14 protein-coding genes are annotated in these 20,654 nt (G+C 67.3%); 11 read left to right on the forward strand and 3 right to left on the reverse strand.

Features of this window, described 5'->3' with window-relative positions:
• From ACRDTL_RS16110 to ACRDTL_RS16125, 4 genes are all read left to right on the forward strand, one after another.
• On the forward strand, positions 1–449 hold a 449-nt coding region (locus ACRDTL_RS16110; RefSeq protein WP_431507708.1), incomplete at its 5' end, for a nuclear transport factor 2 family protein.
• Entirely contained in the window at positions 449–973 is a 525-nt protein-coding gene (locus ACRDTL_RS16115; protein WP_431507709.1) for an FAS1-like dehydratase domain-containing protein, read from the forward strand. The genes ACRDTL_RS16110 and ACRDTL_RS16115, both read left to right, overlap by 1 nt.
• Complete coding sequence (locus tag ACRDTL_RS16120) at positions 970–1,413, forward strand: MaoC family dehydratase (protein ID WP_431507710.1); 444 nt, start codon at positions 970–972, stop codon at positions 1,411–1,413. Before ACRDTL_RS16115 ends, ACRDTL_RS16120 begins: the two co-directional genes overlap by 4 nt.
• Positions 1,397–1,984 carry a maleylpyruvate isomerase family mycothiol-dependent enzyme gene (locus tag ACRDTL_RS16125; RefSeq protein WP_431507711.1) on the forward strand — a complete coding sequence of 196 codons (588 nt, stop codon included), beginning with the start codon at positions 1,397–1,399 and terminating at the stop codon, positions 1,982–1,984. The genes ACRDTL_RS16120 and ACRDTL_RS16125 overlap by 17 nt, the downstream gene beginning before the upstream one ends.
• On the opposite strand, the gene ACRDTL_RS16130 is transcribed toward ACRDTL_RS16125, so the two are convergent.
• Positions 1,981–3,447 carry an aldehyde dehydrogenase gene (locus ACRDTL_RS16130; RefSeq protein WP_431507712.1) on the reverse strand — a complete coding sequence of 489 codons (1,467 nt, stop codon included), beginning with the start codon at positions 3,445–3,447 and terminating at the stop codon, positions 1,981–1,983. The genes ACRDTL_RS16125 and ACRDTL_RS16130 overlap by 4 nt on opposite strands.
• A gap of 52 nt (positions 3,448–3,499) precedes the next feature.
• On the opposite strand from ACRDTL_RS16130, the gene ACRDTL_RS16135 reads away from it, so the two are divergent.
• Positions 3,500–4,657, forward strand: a complete 1,158-nt coding sequence (locus tag ACRDTL_RS16135) for a lipocalin-like domain-containing protein (RefSeq protein WP_431507713.1) — start codon at positions 3,500–3,502, stop codon at positions 4,655–4,657.
• Here the strand turns inward: ACRDTL_RS16135 and ACRDTL_RS16140 are convergent.
• On the reverse strand, positions 4,618–5,787 hold the full coding sequence (locus ACRDTL_RS16140; RefSeq protein WP_431507714.1) for an aromatic ring-hydroxylating oxygenase subunit alpha: 1,170 nt from the start codon (positions 5,785–5,787) through the stop codon (positions 4,618–4,620). The genes ACRDTL_RS16135 and ACRDTL_RS16140 overlap by 40 nt on opposite strands.
• A gap of 80 nt (positions 5,788–5,867) precedes the next feature.
• Here ACRDTL_RS16140 and ACRDTL_RS16145 point away from each other — a divergent pair, with 80 nt between their 5' ends.
• The 6 genes from ACRDTL_RS16145 to ACRDTL_RS16170 all read left to right on the forward strand — a co-directional run bounded on the left by ACRDTL_RS16145 (position 5,868) and on the right by ACRDTL_RS16170 (position 20,124).
• The gene (locus ACRDTL_RS16145; protein WP_431507720.1) at positions 5,868–7,157 is read left to right on the forward strand and encodes an amidohydrolase family protein; all 1,290 of its coding nucleotides are present in this window, start codon (positions 5,868–5,870) and stop codon (positions 7,155–7,157) included.
• A 131-nt stretch (positions 7,158–7,288) separates the two neighbouring features.
• Positions 7,289–7,759: an SRPBCC family protein gene (locus tag ACRDTL_RS16150; protein WP_431507715.1), complete on the forward strand. Its 471-nt coding sequence runs from the start codon at positions 7,289–7,291 to the stop codon at positions 7,757–7,759.
• Positions 7,760–7,869: 110 nt separating this feature from the next.
• A complete protein-coding gene (locus ACRDTL_RS16155) occupies positions 7,870–8,592 on the forward strand; it encodes a DUF1906 domain-containing protein (protein WP_431507716.1) in 723 nt (240 codons plus the stop codon).
• Between the two features lie 479 nt (positions 8,593–9,071).
• Positions 9,072–18,305, forward strand: coding sequence for a fatty acid synthase subunit beta domain-containing protein (locus ACRDTL_RS16160; protein WP_431507717.1), 9,234 nt, complete (start codon positions 9,072–9,074; stop codon positions 18,303–18,305).
• Positions 18,302–18,691 carry a holo-ACP synthase AcpS gene (acpS, locus tag ACRDTL_RS16165; RefSeq protein ID WP_431507718.1) on the forward strand — a complete coding sequence of 130 codons (390 nt, stop codon included), beginning with the start codon at positions 18,302–18,304 and terminating at the stop codon, positions 18,689–18,691. The genes ACRDTL_RS16160 and acpS overlap by 4 nt, the downstream gene beginning before the upstream one ends.
• Before the next feature lie 107 nt (positions 18,692–18,798).
• The gene (locus ACRDTL_RS16170; RefSeq protein WP_431507719.1) at positions 18,799–20,124 is read left to right on the forward strand and encodes a dipeptidase; all 1,326 of its coding nucleotides are present in this window, start codon (positions 18,799–18,801) and stop codon (positions 20,122–20,124) included.
• Here the strand turns inward: ACRDTL_RS16170 and bcp are convergent.
• Positions 20,121–20,594, reverse strand: coding sequence for a thioredoxin-dependent thiol peroxidase (bcp, locus tag ACRDTL_RS16175; RefSeq protein ID WP_431507721.1), 474 nt, complete (start codon positions 20,592–20,594; stop codon positions 20,121–20,123). The two genes, ACRDTL_RS16170 and bcp, sit on opposite strands and share 4 nt — an antisense overlap.
• Positions 20,595–20,654: the final 60 nt, after the last annotated feature.

Genomic DNA, 20,654 nt, shown 5'->3' on the forward strand with positions numbered 1-20,654 from the left:
GTCGTCAGCCGGTGAGATTGGGAGAAACCACGATGGCCATGACCTATCAGCAGCAGTATGTGCTCGACGGTGTGGCGGGGCGTGACGCCATCCTGGATCTCACCGCGCGACACAACCGGTGCTGGTCCGACGGCGACCGCAACGGCTGGATCGCGACGTTCCGTCACTCCGGAGCGAGCTTCACCCGCGGCGGCGAGGAGTTCACCGACCTGCGCGCCGCGTTCGACGGCGGCCGCGGCCGGCGGATGGTCACCGTCGATCACGAGATCAGCGTCGACGGCATCAACGCCACCCAGCGCTGTGTCGGGCTGCTGTTCGGTCTCGGCGAGGACGGTGCCACCACACTGCGCGCCACCGGAACATATCGGGACAGGCTCATCTACGAGCGCGGCGGCTGGTACTTCACTTCCCGTGAGCTGCAATGGGACTCGGCGCTGACCCAGTTGTGATGGAGATCAGCTACCAGCTGGCTTTCGGCAGCTATCAAGACGCGCTGCACCTGGTCGGGGTGGCAAGCGAGCCGCGCACGGCCGGCACCGTGGTCAGTGCGGCGCGCATCCAGTTGTTCGCCGCATTGGTTCGCGACGGTAATCGGTCTTACTGGGACGCCGACTTCGCCGCGCGGACCTGGGGCGGGCTGTTGGCGCCGCCGGCCCTGCTGATGGGCTGGCTGACCCCGCCACCGTGGGAGCCCACGGCTGGACCACGGGCGGCGGCGATCGCGCTGCTGGTTCCGCTGCCGGGCACCACCTTCATCAACGCATCCAACGACGCCGAATTTCTGCAGCCGATCGCCGAGGGCGACCGGCTGACAGTGGTCGAGGAGGTGGTGTCGGTGTCACCGGAGAAGCGGACCCGGCTCGGCGTCGGTCATTTCGTCGAAACGCTCGACACCTTCACCCGTCAGGACGGCACGGTGGTGGCCCGCAACCGAAACACGTTGTTCCGCTTCACCCCTGAGCAGCAGCCATGACCGTGCAGTGGCATCGGATCGGTGTTGGGGTCGAGCTGCCAGAAGTCGTCGACCAGATCGACTACCAGCGGGTGGTGATGAATTCCGGGGCGACCTGGGACTACTTTCCCGGCCACTTCGATCCCGCTTACGCCCAAAGCCAAGGCCACCCGACGATTTTCGTCAATACCATGCATCTTGCCGGCTTCGCCGACCGCATCGCGACAGAGTGGGCCGGGCCGGACACTCGGGTGGTACGCCGAAAGATGACGCTGGCCGGCTCCATCTACGCCGGCGACACCATGGTCGGCCGCGGGCGCGTCGTCGCGAAGCGCCGCGACACCGCCGTCGACCCACCGCGCTATCTGCTGGACCTGCAGATCGAGGTGACCAATCAGCGCGGCGAGCTGTGTTGTCCGGTCGAACTCACCTTGCAGGTGCGCGGTGACCAGGATCGGTGAAAACCCAGGCGAACTGCACCTGGCGGTGTGCCGGCGGTTCGGTGAGGCGGTTCACGCCGCGACGGGAAAATGGGATCGCAGCTCGCCGTGCGATGAGTGGGATGCCAGGGGAGTTTTGGAGCATGTCATCGGTTTTCATGACGTCCTCTTACTGCGGCCGCGCGGGCTTAAGCCCGACCGACCGCGCGATGATCCCCAGGCCCGGTGGGCGCTGACCTATGACCAACTGGAGAAGGCGTTCGAACCCGGTAGGCGACTATTCGAACGAGTCGTTGAGGTGCCGGGTATCGGGAGCAATGCGGCGACCCAGCTGGATGCCCGAGAGCTGGTGCCGAACCTGTCGCGCGATGTGTTGGTGCACACCTGGGACCTCGCTCGGGCGATTGGGGCCGATGATCGGCTCGACACTCAATGGTGCGAGCTCTTTTACGCGAGCTTGCCGCCTGATCCCGCCGCCTTGAAGGCGTCAGGAATGTTCAACGCCCCCGTTGCGGTGAACGAGGACGTCAGCGAGCAATCGAGACTGCTTGCGCGACTGGGCCGCAATCCCTACTGGCAGCCCGCGCACTAGGATCCAGGCAGCGGCGGTAGCGCCTCGCTGCTGACCACCGACTGCAGTTCGGTGTATTCGGCCAGCCCCTCGGGGCCGAACTCGCGGCCGATGCCCGATTGCTTGAAACCGCCGAACGGGCTACCGATGTCGAGCATGTACATGTTGATGCCGTAGGTGCCGGTGCGCACACCGGCGGCGATCTCCAGGCCATGAGCGACATCGGCGGTCCACACCGATCCGGCCAGCCCGTAGTCGCTGTCGTTGGCGATGCGGACCGCGTCGTCCTCGTCGCGGTAGGTCAGTACGGTCAGGACCGGGCCGAATATCTCCTCACGCGCGATGCGCATGTCGTTGGTGGCGTCGGCGAACAGAGTCGGGCGGACATACCAGCCGCAATCGGTTGGATTGTCTTCCCCGCCAACCACCATGCGGGCACCTTCGTTGCGCCCGGAGCGGATGTAGTCCTGCACCCGGTGTTGCTGGCGTTGAGCCACCAGCGGTCCGATATCGGTCGCTTCGTCGGACGGATCGCCGACCTGCAAACCCGCCATCATGTCGGCGAGCGCGTCGACGACGTCGTCGCGGCGTCGTTCGCTGACCAGGATGCGGGTCTGCGCGACGCAGGCCTGGCCGTTGTTCATCAGGCCGGCGGTCTTCAGTCCCGCCACGGTCTTGTCGATGTCGGCGTCGTCGAGGATGATCGCCGCCGACTTACCGCCCAGTTCCAGGCTGACGCGTTTGAGCTGCTCGCCACAGATGCCGGCGATCCGGCGTCCGACGGCGCTGGACCCGGTGAACGCGATCTTGTCCACGCCGGGGTGGCGCACCAGCGCCTCACCCACGTCACGGCCGCCGGTGACCACCGACACGACGCCCTCGGGCAGATCCACCTGCTCGAGCATCTCGGCCAACCACAACGCGTCCAACGGTGTTTCCGGCGCCGGTTTGACGACGACCGTGCAGCCGGCGATCAGGGCCGGAATCAGCTTGGGCATGATCAAGAATTGCGGCACATTCCACGGCACAATCGCGCCGACCACCCCGACCGGCGCCCGGTGCAGGTGCACCTCGCCGAGCACACCCTGGCGGCGTTCCGCCCACCGGAAATCGCGGCCGGCGGCCAGCATGAGATGAATCATCGACGCCGCACCGGCCGCTTGACCCAGCCTGCTGAAGCTGCGCGGCGAACCCATCTCGGCGGTGATCAAATCGGCCATCTCGTCGATGTGGCCCGCATAGATGGCGGCGAGCTCTTCGACCTTGCGCATGCGCTCGCGCGGGTCAAGCCGCGGCCAGGGACCATGGTCGAAGGCCTGCCGCGCGGCGGTGACCGCGGCGTCGACGTCCTCCGGTCCGGCCGCCGGCGCCTCGCCGATCGGCTCTTCGGAATGTGGTGAAATGACCGTCAGCCGTTCCCGGGCCGCGGGTTTGCGCCAGTGGCCGCCAATGAAAAGTTCTTGGTATGAACGATGTTCCGTCATCGGGCACCACCTCGGGAAAGGCGACTTTGCTAATGACGCTAACATAGTAAAAATGGGCACGACCGACTGGCGTCGCTATCCGTTTCGGCTGGTTCCCGACGACGGCACGCTGGACTTTCCGGCCGCCGAAGGCGCACACCCCGATCAGGAGTCCGACACCTGGTTCATCGCCGGGGAACTGGCCGCCGCCGGCGGGTCGTTTGCCTTCCTGACCATCTTCAACAAGAACCGCCCAGGCGGATCGGTGGTCGCCGACTTCTACACGATGGCGCTATTCGATTGTGATGCAGGTACTTACGGCACCTTCACGGACTACGACATGCCGCCGGGCAACCTGAATGCGGAGCTCCCCAAGCTGTCTGCGGCCGCGGGGCACCTCGACATTCGATACACCAGCAGTGCGGGCGCCGCGGCGTGGACGACCTGCCGCGACGACGAGGGGAACCTGCTGCCCTACAGCTACCGCGTCAATCTGGTCGGGGATGACCAGGCCGGTCAGCCGATGGGACTGGACCTGACCGTCACGCCGACCCGCCCGCCGGTGCCGGTCGGCGCGTCGAGCTACCACGGCAGGATCGCCTGCTTCGGCCAGGACGGCACCTACTCGTATTTCCAGACCGGCATGGCGATGACCGGGACACTGCGCTGGGGTGACGCCCATGAACAGGTCAGCGGCTGCGCCGGACATGTCGATCGGCAGTGGTTTCCCCGCTACGCCGGCGGTGGAGGCACCGGGGGAGACCCGCGGGCTCGCTCGCACGAATGGCGCACGATCAATCTGGACAACGGGGTCGACCTGAGCATCTGGCGCCAGTTCGACCGGACCAACGATAATGCGCTACAGCCGTTCTCGGGTGTGACGGTCAGTTATCCCGATCCACAGAATGCGCCGGAGTGCGCCGAGGACGTCGAGGTCATCATCGACAGCTATGTGCGCTGGCCGGATTCGGTTCGCCCATTGGTGCCGCCGCCGGCAGTGGATCGCTTCATGCCGGATCGTCACCGGATCACCTGCGCAACTTTGCAACTCGACCTCACCGGCGAACCGCTGGTGGCTGCGCCGGCGCACGCCCTGCCGATCGAATACATGGAGGGGCCGTATCGCTATCGCGGAACGCTGCGTGGCGAGCCGGTGAGCGGCTTCGGCTTCTACGAACGCTCGCTGGCGCTTTACCGGGACTGGGAGCTCGTCGACGTGCTCGATAAGTGACCCAGAGCGTCGGCCCAGGTCAGATGGCGGTGCTGCAGCCCGGGCTCGTTACGGCCGAACAACAGATGATCGCGTGCACCGGACTCGAGGTTGGCCTGTAATGCCTCGACGAGCCGGTAGTCCTCATCGCGCACGGTGGCGTGCGCATAGTCGAAGACGGCCTGGGCGCCGGCGGCGACGGATTCCTCCGAGAGGTCCAGCGGCGTCGAGTTCTGGTGGACCGTGATCGACCTGCCCGGCAGGGCGCCGGGGTAGATGCGGAACAGCTCCCCGTTGGCGATCGTCACCGACAGCACGATGTTGGGGAACAGCGCGTAGATCACCACCATGTTCTGGAACGGATCCCATTGGCCCTCAGGAACGTTCTCCAGCTCGAGAATCGAGTTGAGCGGGAAGATCAACCGGTGATGCGGGCCGAACGAGTCGAACACCGTGCAGTTGCTGCGCGCGATCGTCGCGAAGGTCTGCCGGTGCACGGTGGCGAAGTGGTAGTTCTCCGAGAAGGTATCGATCGCGAGTTTCCAGTTGATCGGGGAGTCGAGGACCTTCTCGCCCAGCGGGGACCATCGGCCGATACCCCACGAGTCGAGTTCGGTACCCAGGGGTCCCAGATGCGCGGCAACGTCCAGCGTCGCGCCCGGATCGAGTGCCACCCAGAGGAATCCGGCGAACTCGGCGGCCGGCAGCTCGGTCAGTCCGTCGGAGCGCACCGTTACCCCCGGGAAGCCCTCCCGTCCGGGCACTCCCACCAACCGCCCGGCGTTGTCGTAGGTCCACGCGTGGTAGGGGCAGCTGAACCGTTTCGCGGTGCCGCACCCGGTGACCACTTGTGACTGCCGATGCAGGCAGATGTTGTCGAACGCCTTGACTGCCCCGTCGGATATTCGGGTCAGCAGGATCGATCGCCCCATCACGGTCTTGGTGGCATAGCTGCCGGGTGCCGGCAACTCGGATACGTAACCGACCAGCTGTGGGCTGGCCATCAACATCGCCGTGTCGCGCTCGTGGCGCTCGACCGAGGTGTAGTCGCGCGCGTCGACCGTATGCTCGGCCGGCGCGAGGTCGGTGGTTTTGTCGCGAGCCAGTTTCACGGCGCGCCGAGTCAGGTCGATGAGCTGGTCGCGGTCCATGATTCCGGTACACACCCTTCCATCGGCAGAGCCTTGACCCTAAATTTATAATCTTAGTAGTTACAAGGGAGACGATGACAATGAATCTCAATGACCTGGTGTTGGTCAGCGTCGACGACCACGTCGTCGAACCACCCGATGTGTTCGACGGCCGGCTTCCGGCGCGCTACGCCGAATTCGCACCGAAGTTCGTCACCAATCCCGATGGCACCAACGTCTGGCAGTACAACGGCGAGACCGTCGGCAATGTTGCGCTCAATGCCGTCGCGGGCCGGCCCAAAGAAGAATACGGAATCGAGCCCACCTCGTTCACCCAGCTGCGGCCCGGGACCTTCGACCACAACGAACGTGTCAAGGACATGAGCGCCAACGGTGTGCTGGGGTCGCTGTGCTTCCCCTCGTTTCCGCAATTCTGCGGCCAACTCTTCGCGCGCACCGAGGACAAGGACGTCGCGCTGGCGATGGTGCGGGCCTACAACGACTGGCATATCGACGAGTGGTGCGGCAGCCACCCCGGCCGGTTCATACCGTGTGCGCTGCCTGCGATCTGGGATCCGGAGGTGATGGCTGCCGAGATTCATCGTGTTGCCAAAAAAGACTGTCACGCACTGACGTTCAGCGAGAATCCATCGAAACTCGGGTGGCCGTCCATCCACTCCGATCACTGGGATCCGGTGTGGCAAGCCTGCAGCGAGGAGTCGGTGGTGGTGTGCATGCACATCGGCTCGTCGTCGCAACTGAGCATCACGTCGCCGGACGCACCGGTGGACGTGATGATCACCCTGCAGCCAATGAACATCGTGCAGGCGGCGGCCGATCTGGTGTGGTCGCCGATGCTGCGCAAGTTCGGCGACCTCAAAGTCGCGCTGTCGGAAGGCGGCATCGGGTGGATCCCGTACTTTTTGGAGCGGATCGACTACAACTACGACCGTCACCACGCCTGGACCGGGCAGGATTTCGGCAACAAACTGCCCAGTGAGGTCTTCAACGAACACGTCCTGACCTGCTTCATCGACGACAAGTTCGGGATGGCCAGCCGCGGTGCGCTTGATCTCGACATGGTCACCTGGGAATGCGACTATCCGCATTCGGACTCCAACTGGCCGCAGTCACCCGAGGTATTCGCGCAGTCGATGGGTGGGGTCAGCGATGACGACGTCGACAAGATCACTCACGGCAATGCCATGCGGCACTTCCACTTTGACCCGTTCACGTTGCTCGGCGGCAAAGAACACTGCACCGTCGGGGCGCTGCGTAAGTCGGTGGAGGGCCACGATGTCGCGCTCAAGTCGCAGCGGCGGGAGGGCGAACAGCCGTCCGGCATGACGGTCGCCGATCTGCAGAAGATGGCTGCAGCGTCCGTCAAGTGACGCCTGGTGCGTGAATCCACCAACAGCATTGAACTGGTGGGCCGACGAGTTCGTGTCAGCCATGAGAGCCGCGGTAACTGCGCGCCGCGACGTCGCGCCCATGACAACCAGACAAATAGGAGGCCACCACGATGACGGTCATCACCGTCGACCAAGGCCCGCACCAGGTGAGCCGTTCGGTCGAGGTCCACGCTCCGGCGTCGGAGCTATTCGCGATCGTTGCCGACCCGCGTCGCCACCACGAGCTCGATGGTTCGGGCACCGTCGGCGACAACATCCGCAGCCCGGCGCAACTGGCAGAGGGTGCGAAGTTTTCCACCAAGATGCGGATGTTCGGGCTGCCCTACCGCATCACCAGCACGGTGACCGCAGTGGAACCCGACCGGTTGGTCGAATGGCGCCACCCGCTGGGGCACCGCTGGCGCTGGGAGTTCACCGCCGTCTCGCCTACCGACACACGCATCACGGAGACGTTCGACTATCGCAACACCGGCGTGCTCAAGGACCACCTGAATTACTACGAACGCATTGGCTTCGCCAAGCGGAATGCCGCGGGCATTGAGGCCACGCTGAGTCGGCTGCGCGACCGCTATCAACGGTGACCGGCGTACGGCCCGCCCGCAACTTCGGCGGCCCGCGGTTTCGGCAGTGAGACAGACGTGACCGGTGAGGTCACCGAGGTATTTGATGCAATTGTCGTATTCTGTGACACGTGTCAGTGTCCCGGCGCGACGTGCTCAGGTGCGCAGCGGCAACGCCTGCCCTGCTCGGTCTCGGCGTCGCGGCATCGTCGCTGGGCGCCGCACCGGCCTCGGCGGGCCCCCTCGGCGTCTTGTTGGACTATGCGGCCGGGGTGATCCCGGCCGCCGACATCAAGGCGGCGGGCGCTGCCGGGTCCATTCGGTACGTCTCGGATCGCCGGCCCGGCGGCGCCTGGATGCTCGGCAAGCCGATCCAACTGCCCGAGGCGCGTGACCTCTCTCGCAACGGTCTGAAGATCGTGTCCTGCTATCAGTACGGCAAGCAGGGCACCGCCGACTGGCTGGGCGGACAAAACGCCGGTGTCACCCACGCCCAGCGGGGTTCGCAGCTGCACACCGCCGCGGGCGGGCCCGCCGGCGCCCCGATCTATGCCTCGATCGACGACGACCCGTCATACGAGCAGTACAAGCAGCAGGTAGCGCCGTACCTGCGGGGTTGGGAGTCGGTGCTCGGCCATCAGCGCGTCGGCGTCTACGGCAATTCCAAAACGATCGACTGGGCGCTGCGTGACGGGCTGGGCTCCTACTTCTGGCAGCACAACTGGGGTTCACCGCGCGGCTACACCCACCCGGCCGCAAACCTGCATCAGGTCGAGATCGACAAGCGCAGCGTCGGCGGCGTCGGGGTGGACATCAACAACATCATCAAGCCCCAATTCGGCCAATGGGCGTAGCGCGCACCCTGCTGACTCACGGGTAAGTTCCCAGCAAACTCCGGCTGCGAGCCCAGCCGTCGTCCACTTCGGTCGATGCGGACGGAACGCGACAGACGGCGCCGTCACACATCCGCATCGCAGCCCAGATTTTCGACATAACGATTTGGTAACAATACTACCGTGATCTGCACTGTTGTGCCTACTCGACCGTAACCACCTGCACGCAGCAGGTTTGTTCGCGACGACTCCGGCCGCTGTTCGACGGTGTGTTACCCAGGTAACCATTACCCGCGCGTAGAACTCGCCAGTAACCGATCCGCCCAGAAAAATCTCCGGGTTCTTATGACACTCTTATTGCAGCCCACGCTCGACTTTGGCGGCTCGCCGATGCGGATTCAGACGAGATACGGCCGGGATCCGACGGGGACTCAGCGACACCCGGGGCAGCGCAGCTCTGACATGTAGCGATACGAGCATTATCAGGGGAGATACGCAACGTGACGATCAATGAGCACGACCGGGTGTCCGCCGACCGCGACCGGATACCCGCGGAGGCCATTGAGAGCACCCACGCTCTGGTCGATCGCCTGACCGCCGGTGAGCCCTACGCCGTTGCCTTCGGCGGGCAGGGCAGTGCCTGGTTGGAGAACCTCGAAGAGCTGGTGTCTTCGGCCGGCATCGAGTCCGAGTTGGCGACGTTGGTCGGCGAGGTCGAGCTGCTACTGGAACCGGTCGCCAAAGAGTTGGTTGTGGTGCGTCCGATCGGTTTCGAGCCGCTGCGCTGGGTGCGGGCGCTGGCTGCCGAAGACCCGATTCCGTCCGCCAAGCAGCTGACCTCGGCCGCGGTGTCGCTGCCCGGTGTGCTGCTCACCCAGATCGCGGCGGTGCGCACGCTGACACGGCAGGGCATGGATCTGTCCGCCACTCCGCCGGTGGCCGTCACCGGGCACTCGCAGGGAATCCTCGGCGTCGAGTCACTGAAAGCCGGGGGCGCCCGCGACGTCGAGCTACTGGCCCTGGCCCAGCTGCTCGGAGCCGCCGGCACGCTGGTGGCTCGCCGGCGCGGCATCTCGATCCTGGGCGACCGCGCGCCGATGGTGTCGGTGACCAACGCCGATCCCGAGCGCATCCACCGGTTGCTGGAGGAGTTCGCCCAAGACGTCCGGACCGTCATGCCGCCGGTGCTGTCCATCCGCAATGGCCGCCGGTCAGTCGTCATCACCGGGACGCCCGAGCAGCTGTCGCGTTTCGAGCTGTACTGCCAGCAGATCTCGGAGAAAGAGGAAGCCGACCGCAAGAACAAGATCCGCGGCGGCGACATCTTCGCACCGGTCTTCGATCCGGTGCGCGTCGAGGTGGGCTTCCACACGCCGCGGCTGGCCGACGGCATCGACATCGTCGGCGACTGGGCCGAAAAGGTGGGTCTCGACGTCGAATTGGCGCGGGCGATGGCCGAGTCCATCCTGGTGCAGCCGATCGACTGGGTGGACGAGGTCGCCGGGCTTCACCAGGCCGGCGCCCGCTGGATTCTCGACCTGGGGCCCGGCGACATCCTGACCCGGCTGACCGCACCGGTGATCCGTGGCCTCGGTATCGGGATCGTACCCGTGGCGACCCGCGGTGGTCAGCGCAACCTTTTCACCATCGGGGCCGTCCCGGAGGTGGCCAGGGCCTGGTCGAGCTACGCGCCGTCGGTGGTCAGCCTGCCCGACGGCCGGATCAAACTGTCGACGAAGTTCACCCGGCTGACCGGCCGCTCGCCGATCCTGCTGGCGGGGATGACACCGACCACCGTCGACGCCACGATCGTCGCCGCCGCGGCCAACGCCGGACACTGGGCGGAACTGGCCGGCGGCGGACAGGTCACCGAGGAAATCTTCGCCAACCGCATCGAGGAGCTGTCCGGGCTGCTGGCGCCCGGCCGCACCTATCAGTTCAATGCGCTGTTCCTCGACCCGTATCTGTGGAAGCTGCAGGTCGGCGGAAAGCGGTTGGTGCAGAAGGCCCGTCAGTCCGGTGCGCCGATCGACGGCCTCGTCGTCAGCGCCGGCATTCCCGAGTTGGAGGAGGCCGTCGAGCTGATCGACGAGCTGAACGACATCGGGATCACCCACGTGGTGTTCAAGCCGGGCACCGTCGAGCAGATCCGTGCGGTGATCCGCATCGCCACCGAGGTGCCGACCAAACCGGTGATCATGCACATCGAGGGCGGACGCGCCGGCGGTCACCACTCCTGGGAAGACCTCGACGACCTGTTGCTGGCCACCTACTCGGAGTTGCGGTCGCGGCCCAACATCACCGTCTGCGTCGGCGGCGGCATCGGCACCCCGCAGCGGGCGGCCGAGTACCTGACCGGGCAATGGGCGCAGTCCTACGGTTTCCCGCTGATGCCGATCGACGGCATCCTGGTGGGCACCGCGGCAATGGCGACCAAGGAGTCGACCACCTCGCCGTCGGTCAAGCGGATGCTGGTCGAGACACAAGGCACCGATCAGTGGATCAGCGCCGGAAAAGCTCAGGGCGGCATGGCTTCCAGCCGCAGCCAGCTTGGCGCCGACATCCACGAGATCGACAACGCCGCCTCCCGCTGCGGCCGGTTGCTCGACGAGGTCGCCGGTGACGCCGAGGCCGCCGCGGCCCGCCGCGACGAGCTCATCGCCGCGATGGCCAACACCGCCAAGCCGTACTTCGGCGACGTCGGCGAGATGACCTACCTGCGGTGGTTGCGCCGCTACATCGAACTGACCGTCGGCGACGGCAACTCGACCGCCGACACCGCCTCGCCGGGCAGCCAGTGGCTGGCCGACACCTGGCGGGACCGGTTCGCCCAGATGCTGCAGCGGGCCGAGGCTCGTTTGCACCCAAAGGATTTCGGTCCGATCGAGACGCTATTCGGCGACGAGCCGCTATTGGAGCGCCCCGCCGATGCTATCGCCGCGCTGCTGGACCGCTACCCGGACGCCGAAACGGTGCAACTGCATCCGGCCGACGTGTCGTTCTTCGTCACGTTGTGCAAGACGCTGGGCAAGCCGGTCAACTTCGTGCCGGTCATCGACAAGGACGTCCGCCGCTGGTGGCGCAGCGATTCGCTGTGGCAGGCGCACGACGCCCGTTACGACGCCGACCAGGTGTGCATCATTCCCGGCACCGCCTCGGTGGTCGGCATCACCCGGGCTGACGAACCGGTCGGCGAGTTGCTGGACCGCTTCGAGCAGGCCGCCGTCGACGAGGTCCTCTCGGCTAACGGGCAACCGGAGCCGGTGAGTGCGCGCCGGCAGGGCCGTACCGATGCCAGTGGTCCGCTGGCCGTCGTGCTGGACGCTCCGGACGTGTTGTGGGCCGGCCGCGTCGCCACCAACCCGGCGCACCGCATCGCCGATGCCGCCGAGTGGCAGGTGCACGACCGACCCGAAGGACCGGGTGCCACGCATTCCTCCACCGGGGCGCGGCTGCAGACTGACGGGGATGCGGTGGTGCTCAGCGTGCCGATATCGGGCACCTGGATCGACATCCGGTTCACGTTGCCGGCCAGCACCATGGACGGCGCTATCCCGGTGATCAGCACCGACGATGCCGTTAGTGCCATGCGGTCGGTGCTGGCCATCGCGGCGGGCGTCGACGGGCCGGCCGCACTGCCGCCGGTGCGCGCCCGCACGGCCACCGTCACCGTGGACTGGAACCCCGAGCGGGTGGCCGACCACACCGGTGTCACCGCCACCTTCTCCGAGTCGCTGGCACCCGGCTTGACCGCGGTGCCCGACGCGCTGGTCGGGAGCTGCTGGCCGGCGGTGTTCGCTGCGATCGGCTCCGCCGTCACCGACACCGGCGTCCCGGTCGTGGAGGGCCTGCTGAGCCTGGTGCACCTGGACCACGCCGCGCATCTGGTCGGCCAACTACCTACTGTGTCGACCGAATTAACCGTCACCGCAACGGCTTCGGTGGCAACCGACACCGAGGTCGGCCGTGTCGTCCCGATGTCGGTGACAGTGGCCGGCCCGGACCGGACGGTGCTGGCCACCCTCGAAGAGCGCTTCGCGATCCGCGGCCGTACCGGCGCCGCCGAGCTCGTCGACCCGGACCGGGCCGGCGGCGCGGTGTCCGACAACGCCACCGACACCCCCCGTCGGCGCCGGCGCGACGTCACGTTGAGCGCACCAGTCGACATGCGGCCGTTCGCGGCGGTCTCCGGCGACCACAACCCGATCCACACCGACCGGGCCGCCGCACTGCTGGCCGGCCTCCAGTCACCGATCGTGCACGGGATGTGGTTGTCGGCCGCCGCCCAACACGTGGTGACCGCCACCGACGGCCAGGCCCGCCCGCCGGCCCGGTTGGTCGGTTGGACGGCGCGTTTCCTGGGCATGGTTCGGCCCGGTGACGAGGTGGACTTCCGGGTCGACCGGGTCGGAATCGACCAGGGCGCAGAGGTTGTGGAGGTCGCTGCCCGGATAGGTTCGGATTTGGTGATGTCGGCGACCGCCCGGCTGGCCGCGCCGAAGACGGTGTACGCGTTTCCCGGCCAGGGCATCCAGCACACAGGCATGGGCATGGAGGTCCGGGCCCGCTCCAAGGCGGCCCGCAAGGTGTGGGACTCCGCGGACAAGTTCACCCGCGCGACGCTGGGTTTCTCGGTGCTGCACGTGGTGCGCGACAATCCGACCAGCATCATCGCGTCCGGTGTGCACTACCACCACCCCGAGGGTGTGCTGTACCTGACCCAGTTCACCCAGGTCGCCATGGCGACGGTGGCCGCCGCCCAGGTCGCCGAGATGCGCGAGCAGGGCGCGTTCGTGGAAGGGGCGATCGCCTGCGGGCACTCCGTCGGCGAGTACACCGCGCTGGCCTGCGTGACCGGTATCTACGAGCTGGAAGCGTTGCTGGAGATGGTGTTTCACCGTGGCTCGAAGATGCACGACATCGTGCCGCGCGACGAGTTGGGCCGCTCCAACTACCGGCTGGCCGCGATCCGGCCGTCGCAGATCGACCTCGCCGACGCCGACGTGCCGGCGTTCGTGGCGGAGATCTCCGAGCGGACAGGCGAATTTTTAGAGATTGTGAACTACAACTTGCGCGGCTCGCAGTACGCGATCGCCGGCACGGTCCACGGCCTGGAGGCACTGGAAGCCGAGGTGGAACGGCGACGCGAAATCAGCGGCGGCAAGCGATCGTTCATCCTGGTTCCCGGTATCGACGTGCCGTTCCACTCGAGGGTGCTGCGGGTCGGCGTGGCCGAATTCCGCCGCTCGCTGGACCGGGTCCTGCCGCGCGACCAGGATCCCGACCTGATCATCGGGCGCTATATCCCGAACCTGGTCCCGCGCCCATTCACGCTGGATCGCGACTTCATCCAGGAAATCCGCGATCTGGTGCCGGCCGAGGCGCTCGACCCGATCCTGGCCGACTACGACACCTGGCGCCGCGAACGCCGGCACGAGATGGCGCGGACCGTCTTCATGGAGCTGCTGGCGTGGCAGTTCGCCAGCCCGGTGCGCTGGATCGAGACGCAGGACCTGCTGTTCATCGAGGAAGCCGCCGGCGGTCTGGGTGTGGAGCGGTTCGTCGAAATCGGCGTGAAGTCATCGCCGACCGTCGCCGGCTTGGCGACCAACACGCTCAAGCTGCCCGAATACGCCCACAGCACAGTCGAAGTGCTCAACGCCGAGCGTGACGCTCCGGTGCTGTTCGCCACCGATACCGACCCGGAGCCGGAAGAGTTTGATTCCGACTCGGCCGTTCCGGCCTCATCGGAGCCGGCGCCCGTGTCTGATGTCGTCCCTGCCGTCGCTCCGGCTACGGCCGGAGCTCCGTCAGGTACTCCGCGCCCAGAAGATATTCCGTTTGACGCCGCCGACGCCACGCTTGCGCTGATCGCGTTGTCGGCCAAGATGCAGATCGGCCAGATCGAGGCGCTGGATTCCATCGAGTCGATCACCGACGGTGCGTCGTCGCGGCGTAATCAGCTGCTGGTCGATCTGGGTTCGGAGCTGAACCTGGGCGCGATCGACGGTGCCGCCGAGGCCGACCTGGCCGGGCTGCGGTCGCAGGTCACCAAGCTCGCCCGTACCTACAAGCCTTACGGCCCGGTGCTTTCCGACGCGATCAACGACCAGTTGCGTACGGCCCTCGGCCCGTCGGGCAAGCGGCCCGGTGCCATCGCCGAGCGGGTGAAGAAGGTCTGGGAACTCGGCGACGGGTGGGCCAAGCACGTCACGGTCGAGGTCGCGCTGGGAACCCGGGAAGGCACCAGTGTGCGCGGCGGGGAGCTGGGCAACCTGCACGACGGCGCGCTGGCCGATGCCGCCGCCGTCGATGAGGTGATCGACGCCGCGGTCGCCGCGGTGGCCGGGCGGCACGGCATCTCGGTGACACTGCCGTCATCGGGCGGCGGTGGCGGTGCCACCGTCGACGCGGCCGCGCTGAGTGAATTCACCGATCAGATCACCGGCCGCGACGGCGTGCTCGCATCGGCGGCCCGCCTGGTGCTGGGCCAACTCGGGCTGGACGACCCGGTGACGCTGCCCGAGGCGGCCTCCGATGCCGAACTCATCGATCTGGTCACCGCTGAACTCGGCGCGGACTGGCCGCGGCTGGTGGCGCCGGTGTTCGACGCCAAGAAGGCCGTCGTGTTCGACGACCGCTGGGCCAGCGCACGCGAAGACCTGGTCAAGCTGTGGCTGTCCGACGACGACGAGGTCGACGCCGGCTGGGCGGCGGCCTCCGAGCGGTTCGAGGGCGCCGGGCATGTCGTGGCGACTCAGGCCACCTGGTGGCAGGGCAAGGCGCTGGCCGCCGGACGACAGGTCCACGCGTCGTTGTACGGGCGCATCGCCGCCGGTGCGGAGAACCCGGACAAGGGCCGTTACAGCGACGAAGTCGCGGTGGTGACCGGCGCGTCGAAGGACTCCATCGCCGCATCGGTGGTCGGACGGCTGCTCGACGGCGGTGCCAGCGTGATCGCGACGACCTCGCGGCTCGACGACGAGCGGCTGGCGTTCTACCGCACGCTCTACCGGGACCACGCCCGCTACGGCGCTGCGCTGTGGGTGGTGCCGGCCAACATGGCGTCCTACTCCGACATCGATGCGCTGGCCGAGTGGGTCGGCAGCGAACAGACTGAAAGCCTTGGGCCACAGTCGATTCACATCAAGGATGCGCAGACCCCGACGCTGCTGTTCCCGTTCGCGGCACCGCGGGTGGCCGGCGACCTGTCCGAAGCCGGTTCGCGCGCGGAGATGGAGATGAAGGTGCTGCTGTGGGCGGTGCAGCGGCTCATCGGCGGCCTGTCCAGGATTGGCGCCGAGCGCGACATCGCGTCGCGGCTGCACGTGGTGCTGCCCGGCTCGCCCAACCGCGGCATGTTCGGCGGCGACGGCGCCTACGGCGAAGCCAAGTCGGCGCTCGACGCCGTGGTGACTCGCTGGCACGCCGAGTCGTCGTGGGCGGCGCGGGTCAGCCTGGCGCACGCACTGATCGGCTGGACCCGTGGCACAGGCCTGATGGGTCACAACGACGCGATCGCCAACGCCGTCGAAGAAGCTGGTGTGACAACGTATTCCACTGACGAGATGGCCGACATGCTGTTGGGGCTATGCGACGTGGAGTCCAAGGCGGCCGCCGCCCACACGCCGATCAAGATGGATTTGACCGGCGGGCTCGGCGATGTCGACCTGGACATGGCCGAGTTGGCCGCCCGGGCTCGCGAGGAGATGTCAGCCGAGACTGCCGCCGACGACACGGACGCGCCGTCCGGCACGATCGCCGCGCTGCCCGGCCCGCCGCGCGGATACCGCCCGGCGCCGCCACCGGAATGGGACGACCTCGACGTCGACCCCGCCGACCTGGTGGTCATTGTCGGCGGCGCCGAACTCGGCCCGTACGGCTCGTCGCGCACCCGCTTCGAGATGGAGGTCTCCGGCGAGCTGTCGGCGGCCGGCGTGCTCGAGCTGGCCTGGACCACCGGACTGATCCGTTGGGAAGACGATCCCCAACCCGGCTGGTATGACACCGAATCCGGTGAACTCGTCGACGAATCCGAGCTGACCGAGCGCTATCACGACACCGTGGTGGAACGCGTCGGCATTCGTGAGTTCGTCGACGACGGCTCGATCGACCCCGACCACGCGTCGCCGCTGCTGGTGAGCGTGTTCTTGGACAAGGACTTCACGTTCGTGGTGTCCAGCGAGGCCGATGCGCGCGCGTTCGTCCAGTTCGATCCCGAACACACCGTGATCCGGCCGGTGCCCGAGTCCACCGACTGGCAGGTCACCCGCAAGGCGGGCACCGAGATCCGGGTGCCGCGCAAGAACAAGCTGTCGCGGACCGTCGGGGCCCAGATCCCGACCGGGTTCGACCCGACGGTGTGGGGCATCAGCCCCGACATGGCCGGCTCGATCGACCGGCTGGCGGTGTGGAACATCGTCGCGACCGTCGACGCGTTCCTGTCCGCCGGGTTCAGTCCGACCGAGGTGATGCGGTACGTGCACCCGACCCTGGTCGCCAGCACCCAGGGCACCGGCATGGGCGGTGGCACGTCGATGCAGACCATGTATTACGGCAACCTGCTCGGCCGGAACAAGCCCAACGATATCTTCCAGGAAGTCCTGCCGAACATCATTGCCGCCCACGTGGTTCAGTCCTATATCGGCAGCTACGGCGCGATGATCCACCCGGTCGGCGCCTGCGCGACCGCGGCCGTCTCGGTCGAGGAGGGGGTCGACAAGATCCGGCTCGGCAAGGCCGAACTGGTGGTGACCGGCGGGCTCGACGACCTGACGCTGGAAGGCGTCATCGGCTTCGGTGACATGGCGGCCACCGCCGACACCGGCATGATGCGGGGACGAGGCATCAGCGACTCGAAGTTCTCCCGGCCCAACGACCGGCGCCGGCTGGGCTTCGTGGAAGCTCAGGGCGGTGGGACGATCCTGCTGGCCCGTGGGGATCTCGCGGTCAAGATGGGCCTGCCGGTGCTGGCCGTGGTCGGCTACGCGCAGTCGTTCGGCGACGGTGTGCATACCTCGATTCCGGCGCCCGGGCTCGGCGCGCTGGGGGCCGGCCGCGGCGGCAAGGATTCCCCGCTGGCACGGTCGCTGGCCACACTCGGTGTCGGCGCCGACGACATCGCGGTGATCTCCAAGCACGACACCTCGACGCTGGCCAATGACCCCAACGAGACTGAACTGCATGAGCGGCTTGCCGATTCGCTCGGCCGCTCCGCGGGCGCGCCGCTGTTCATCGTGTCGCAGAAGAGCCTGACCGGGCACGCCAAGGGCGGCGCGGCGGTCTTCCAGATGATGGGCATGTGCCAGATGCTGCGCGACGGGGTCATCCCGCCCAACCGCAGCCTGGACTGTGTCGATGACGAACTGGCCGGCGCCGCGCACTTCGTGTGGATCCGGGAAGCCTTGCGGCTCGGCGGCAAGTTCCCACTCAAAGCCGGACTGGTGACCAGTCTCGGGTTCGGCCACGTGTCGGGTCTGGTCGCGCTGGTACATCCGCAGGCTTTCCTGGCCTCGTTGGATCTTGCGCAGCGGGTGGAGTACCAGCGGCGCGCCGACGCCCGGTTGCTTGCCGGTCAGCGGCGGCTGGTGTCGGCGATCGCCGGCGGCCCGCCGATGTATGAGCGGCCCGCCGACCGTCGCTTCGACGACGCGATGCCGGAGAAGCGGCAGGAAGCAGCGATGTTGCTGGACGCTTCGGCGCGGCTGGGCGACAACGACGTCTACCTGCCATGAGCATCGTCGGAGTGGGGATCGACCTGGTGTCGATCCCGGAGTTCGCCGACCAGGTCGACCAGCCCGGCACGGTGTTCGCCGAGACGTTCACTCCCGGTGAGCGGCGCGACGCCTCCGACAAAAGCTCTTCGGCGGCCCGGCATCTGGCGGCCCGCTGGGCGGCGAAGGAAGCGGTGATCAAGGCGTGGTCGGGATCGCGGTTCGCCCAGCGGCCGGTGCTGCCGGAGGGTATTCACCGCGACATCGAGGTCGTCACCGACATGTGGGGACGTCCGCGGGTCCGGCTGACCGGTGCCATCGCCGAACATCTGAGGGACGTGACGATCCACGTGTCGTTGACCCACGAAGGCGACACCGCCGCGGCGGTCGCCATCCTGGAGACTTGACGCCTTTGGCACCTTTGTCGCGAGCGTGCGTGTCCCCGCACGACGCCGGGGCGGATCCGGGTTTTGCGCACGCTCGCGCCAGATGGTGACGCACTAACCTCGTCTGCATGAGCGATTTGGCCGAGCGTGTTCGCGCGGTGCTGCCGTCGGTGCGCCGCGACCTGGAGAATCTGGTGCGCATCGAATCGGTGTGGGCCGACCCGTCCCGCCGCGACGAAGTGCACCGCAGCGCACAGGCTGTCGCAGGCCTGTTGTCGCAGGCAGGGTTTGACGATGTGCAGATCGTCAGCGAGGGCGGCGCACCGGCGGTCATCGCGCGTCATCCGGCGCCGCCCGGTGGGCCCACCGTGCTGCTGTACGCCCACCATGACGTCCAGCCCGAAGGCGACCAAACCCAATGGGCGTCACCGCCGTTCGAGCCGACCGAGCGGAATGGCCGGCTCTACGGCCGCGGTAGCGCCGACGACAAGGCCGGTATCGCAACGCATTTAGCGGCGTTTAAAGCACACGACGGCCGACCGCCGGTGGGAGTGACGGTGTTTGTCGAGGGGGAGGAGGAGTCCGGCTCGCCGTCGCTGGGCCGACTACTGGCCGCGCATCGCGACGCGCTGGCCGCCGACGTGATCGTCATCGCCGACTCCGACAACTGGAGTACCGAGGTTCCGGCGCTGACGGTATCGCTGCGCGGGTTGGCTGACTGCATCGTGGAGGTCGCCACGCTGGACCACGGGCTGCACTCTGGCCTGTGGGGCGGTGTGGTTCCCGACGCCCTGAGCGTGTTGGTGCGGCTGCTGGCCAGCCTGCACGACGACGACGGCAACGTGGTGGTGGCCAGCATGCATGAAAGCACCGCCGCTGCAGTCGATTACCCCGCCGAACGGGTGCGCGCAGAATCCGGGCTGCTGGACGGCGTGCGCGAAATCGGCTCCGGATCGGCGCCGCAGCGACTGTGGGCCAAGCCGGCCATCACGGTGATCGGCATCGACACCACATCGATTGCGGCGTCGTCGAACACGCTGATCCCGCGCGCTCGCGCCAAGGTCAGCATGCGAGTCGCCCCCGGCGGCGACGCCGTCGCGCACCTGGATGCGCTCCGCACGCATCTGGAACAGCATGCGCCGTGGGGCGCGCAGGTGACGGTCACACCCGGCGATATCGGTCAGCCCTACGCCATCGACGCCGGCGGGCCGGTGTATGCGGCCGCGCGGACGGCGTTCCGGCAGGCCTGGGGCAGCGCGCCGGTCGAGATGGGGATGGGCGGCTCGATCCCGTTCATCGCCGAGTTCGCCGCCGCGTTCCCGCAGGCGACGATTTTGGTGACCGGTGTGGAGGATCCCGCCACGCAGGCGCACAGCGTCAACGAGAGCCTGCACCTCGGTGTGCTGGAACGGGCCGCGACCGCTGAAGCGTTGCTGCTGGGCGGCCTGGCTTAAACCGCCAGGTCGCGGCGCAGCTTGGCCACATGGCCGGTGGCCTTGACGTTGTACTGCGCGACGGCGATCTTGCCCTTCTCGTCGACGACGAACGTCGAGCGGATGACGCCCTGGACCGTCTTGCCGTACATCTGCTTTTCGCCATAGGCACCCCAGGCGGTCAACACCTTGCGGTCGGGATCAGACAGCAGCGGGAACGTCAGGCCTTCGGTGTCACGGAATTTGGCCAGCTTCGCCGGCTTGTCGGGAGAGATGCCGACGACGTCGAGCCCGGCGTCGTTGAGGTCGCGCAGGTTGTCGCGGAAGTCGCAGGCTTCTTTGGTGCAGCCGGGCGTGGACGCCGCCGGATAGAAGTAGACGACGACGCGGCGACCCCGGTAGTCGGCCAGCGATACCGTGTTGCCGTCGGCGTCGGGAAGGCTGAAGGCGGGCGCTTTGTCGCCGGGCTGCAGGCGTGCGGTGTCGGTCACCGAGGGTCCCTTTCTGTTCACCGGCGCGTCGTGTTCGGCGCCGGCTGCTCTAGGGTAGTG

The sequence above is a fragment of the Mycobacterium sp. genome (genome assembly GCF_050700595.1).
GTDB lineage: Bacteria > Actinomycetota > Actinomycetes > Mycobacteriales > Mycobacteriaceae > Mycobacterium.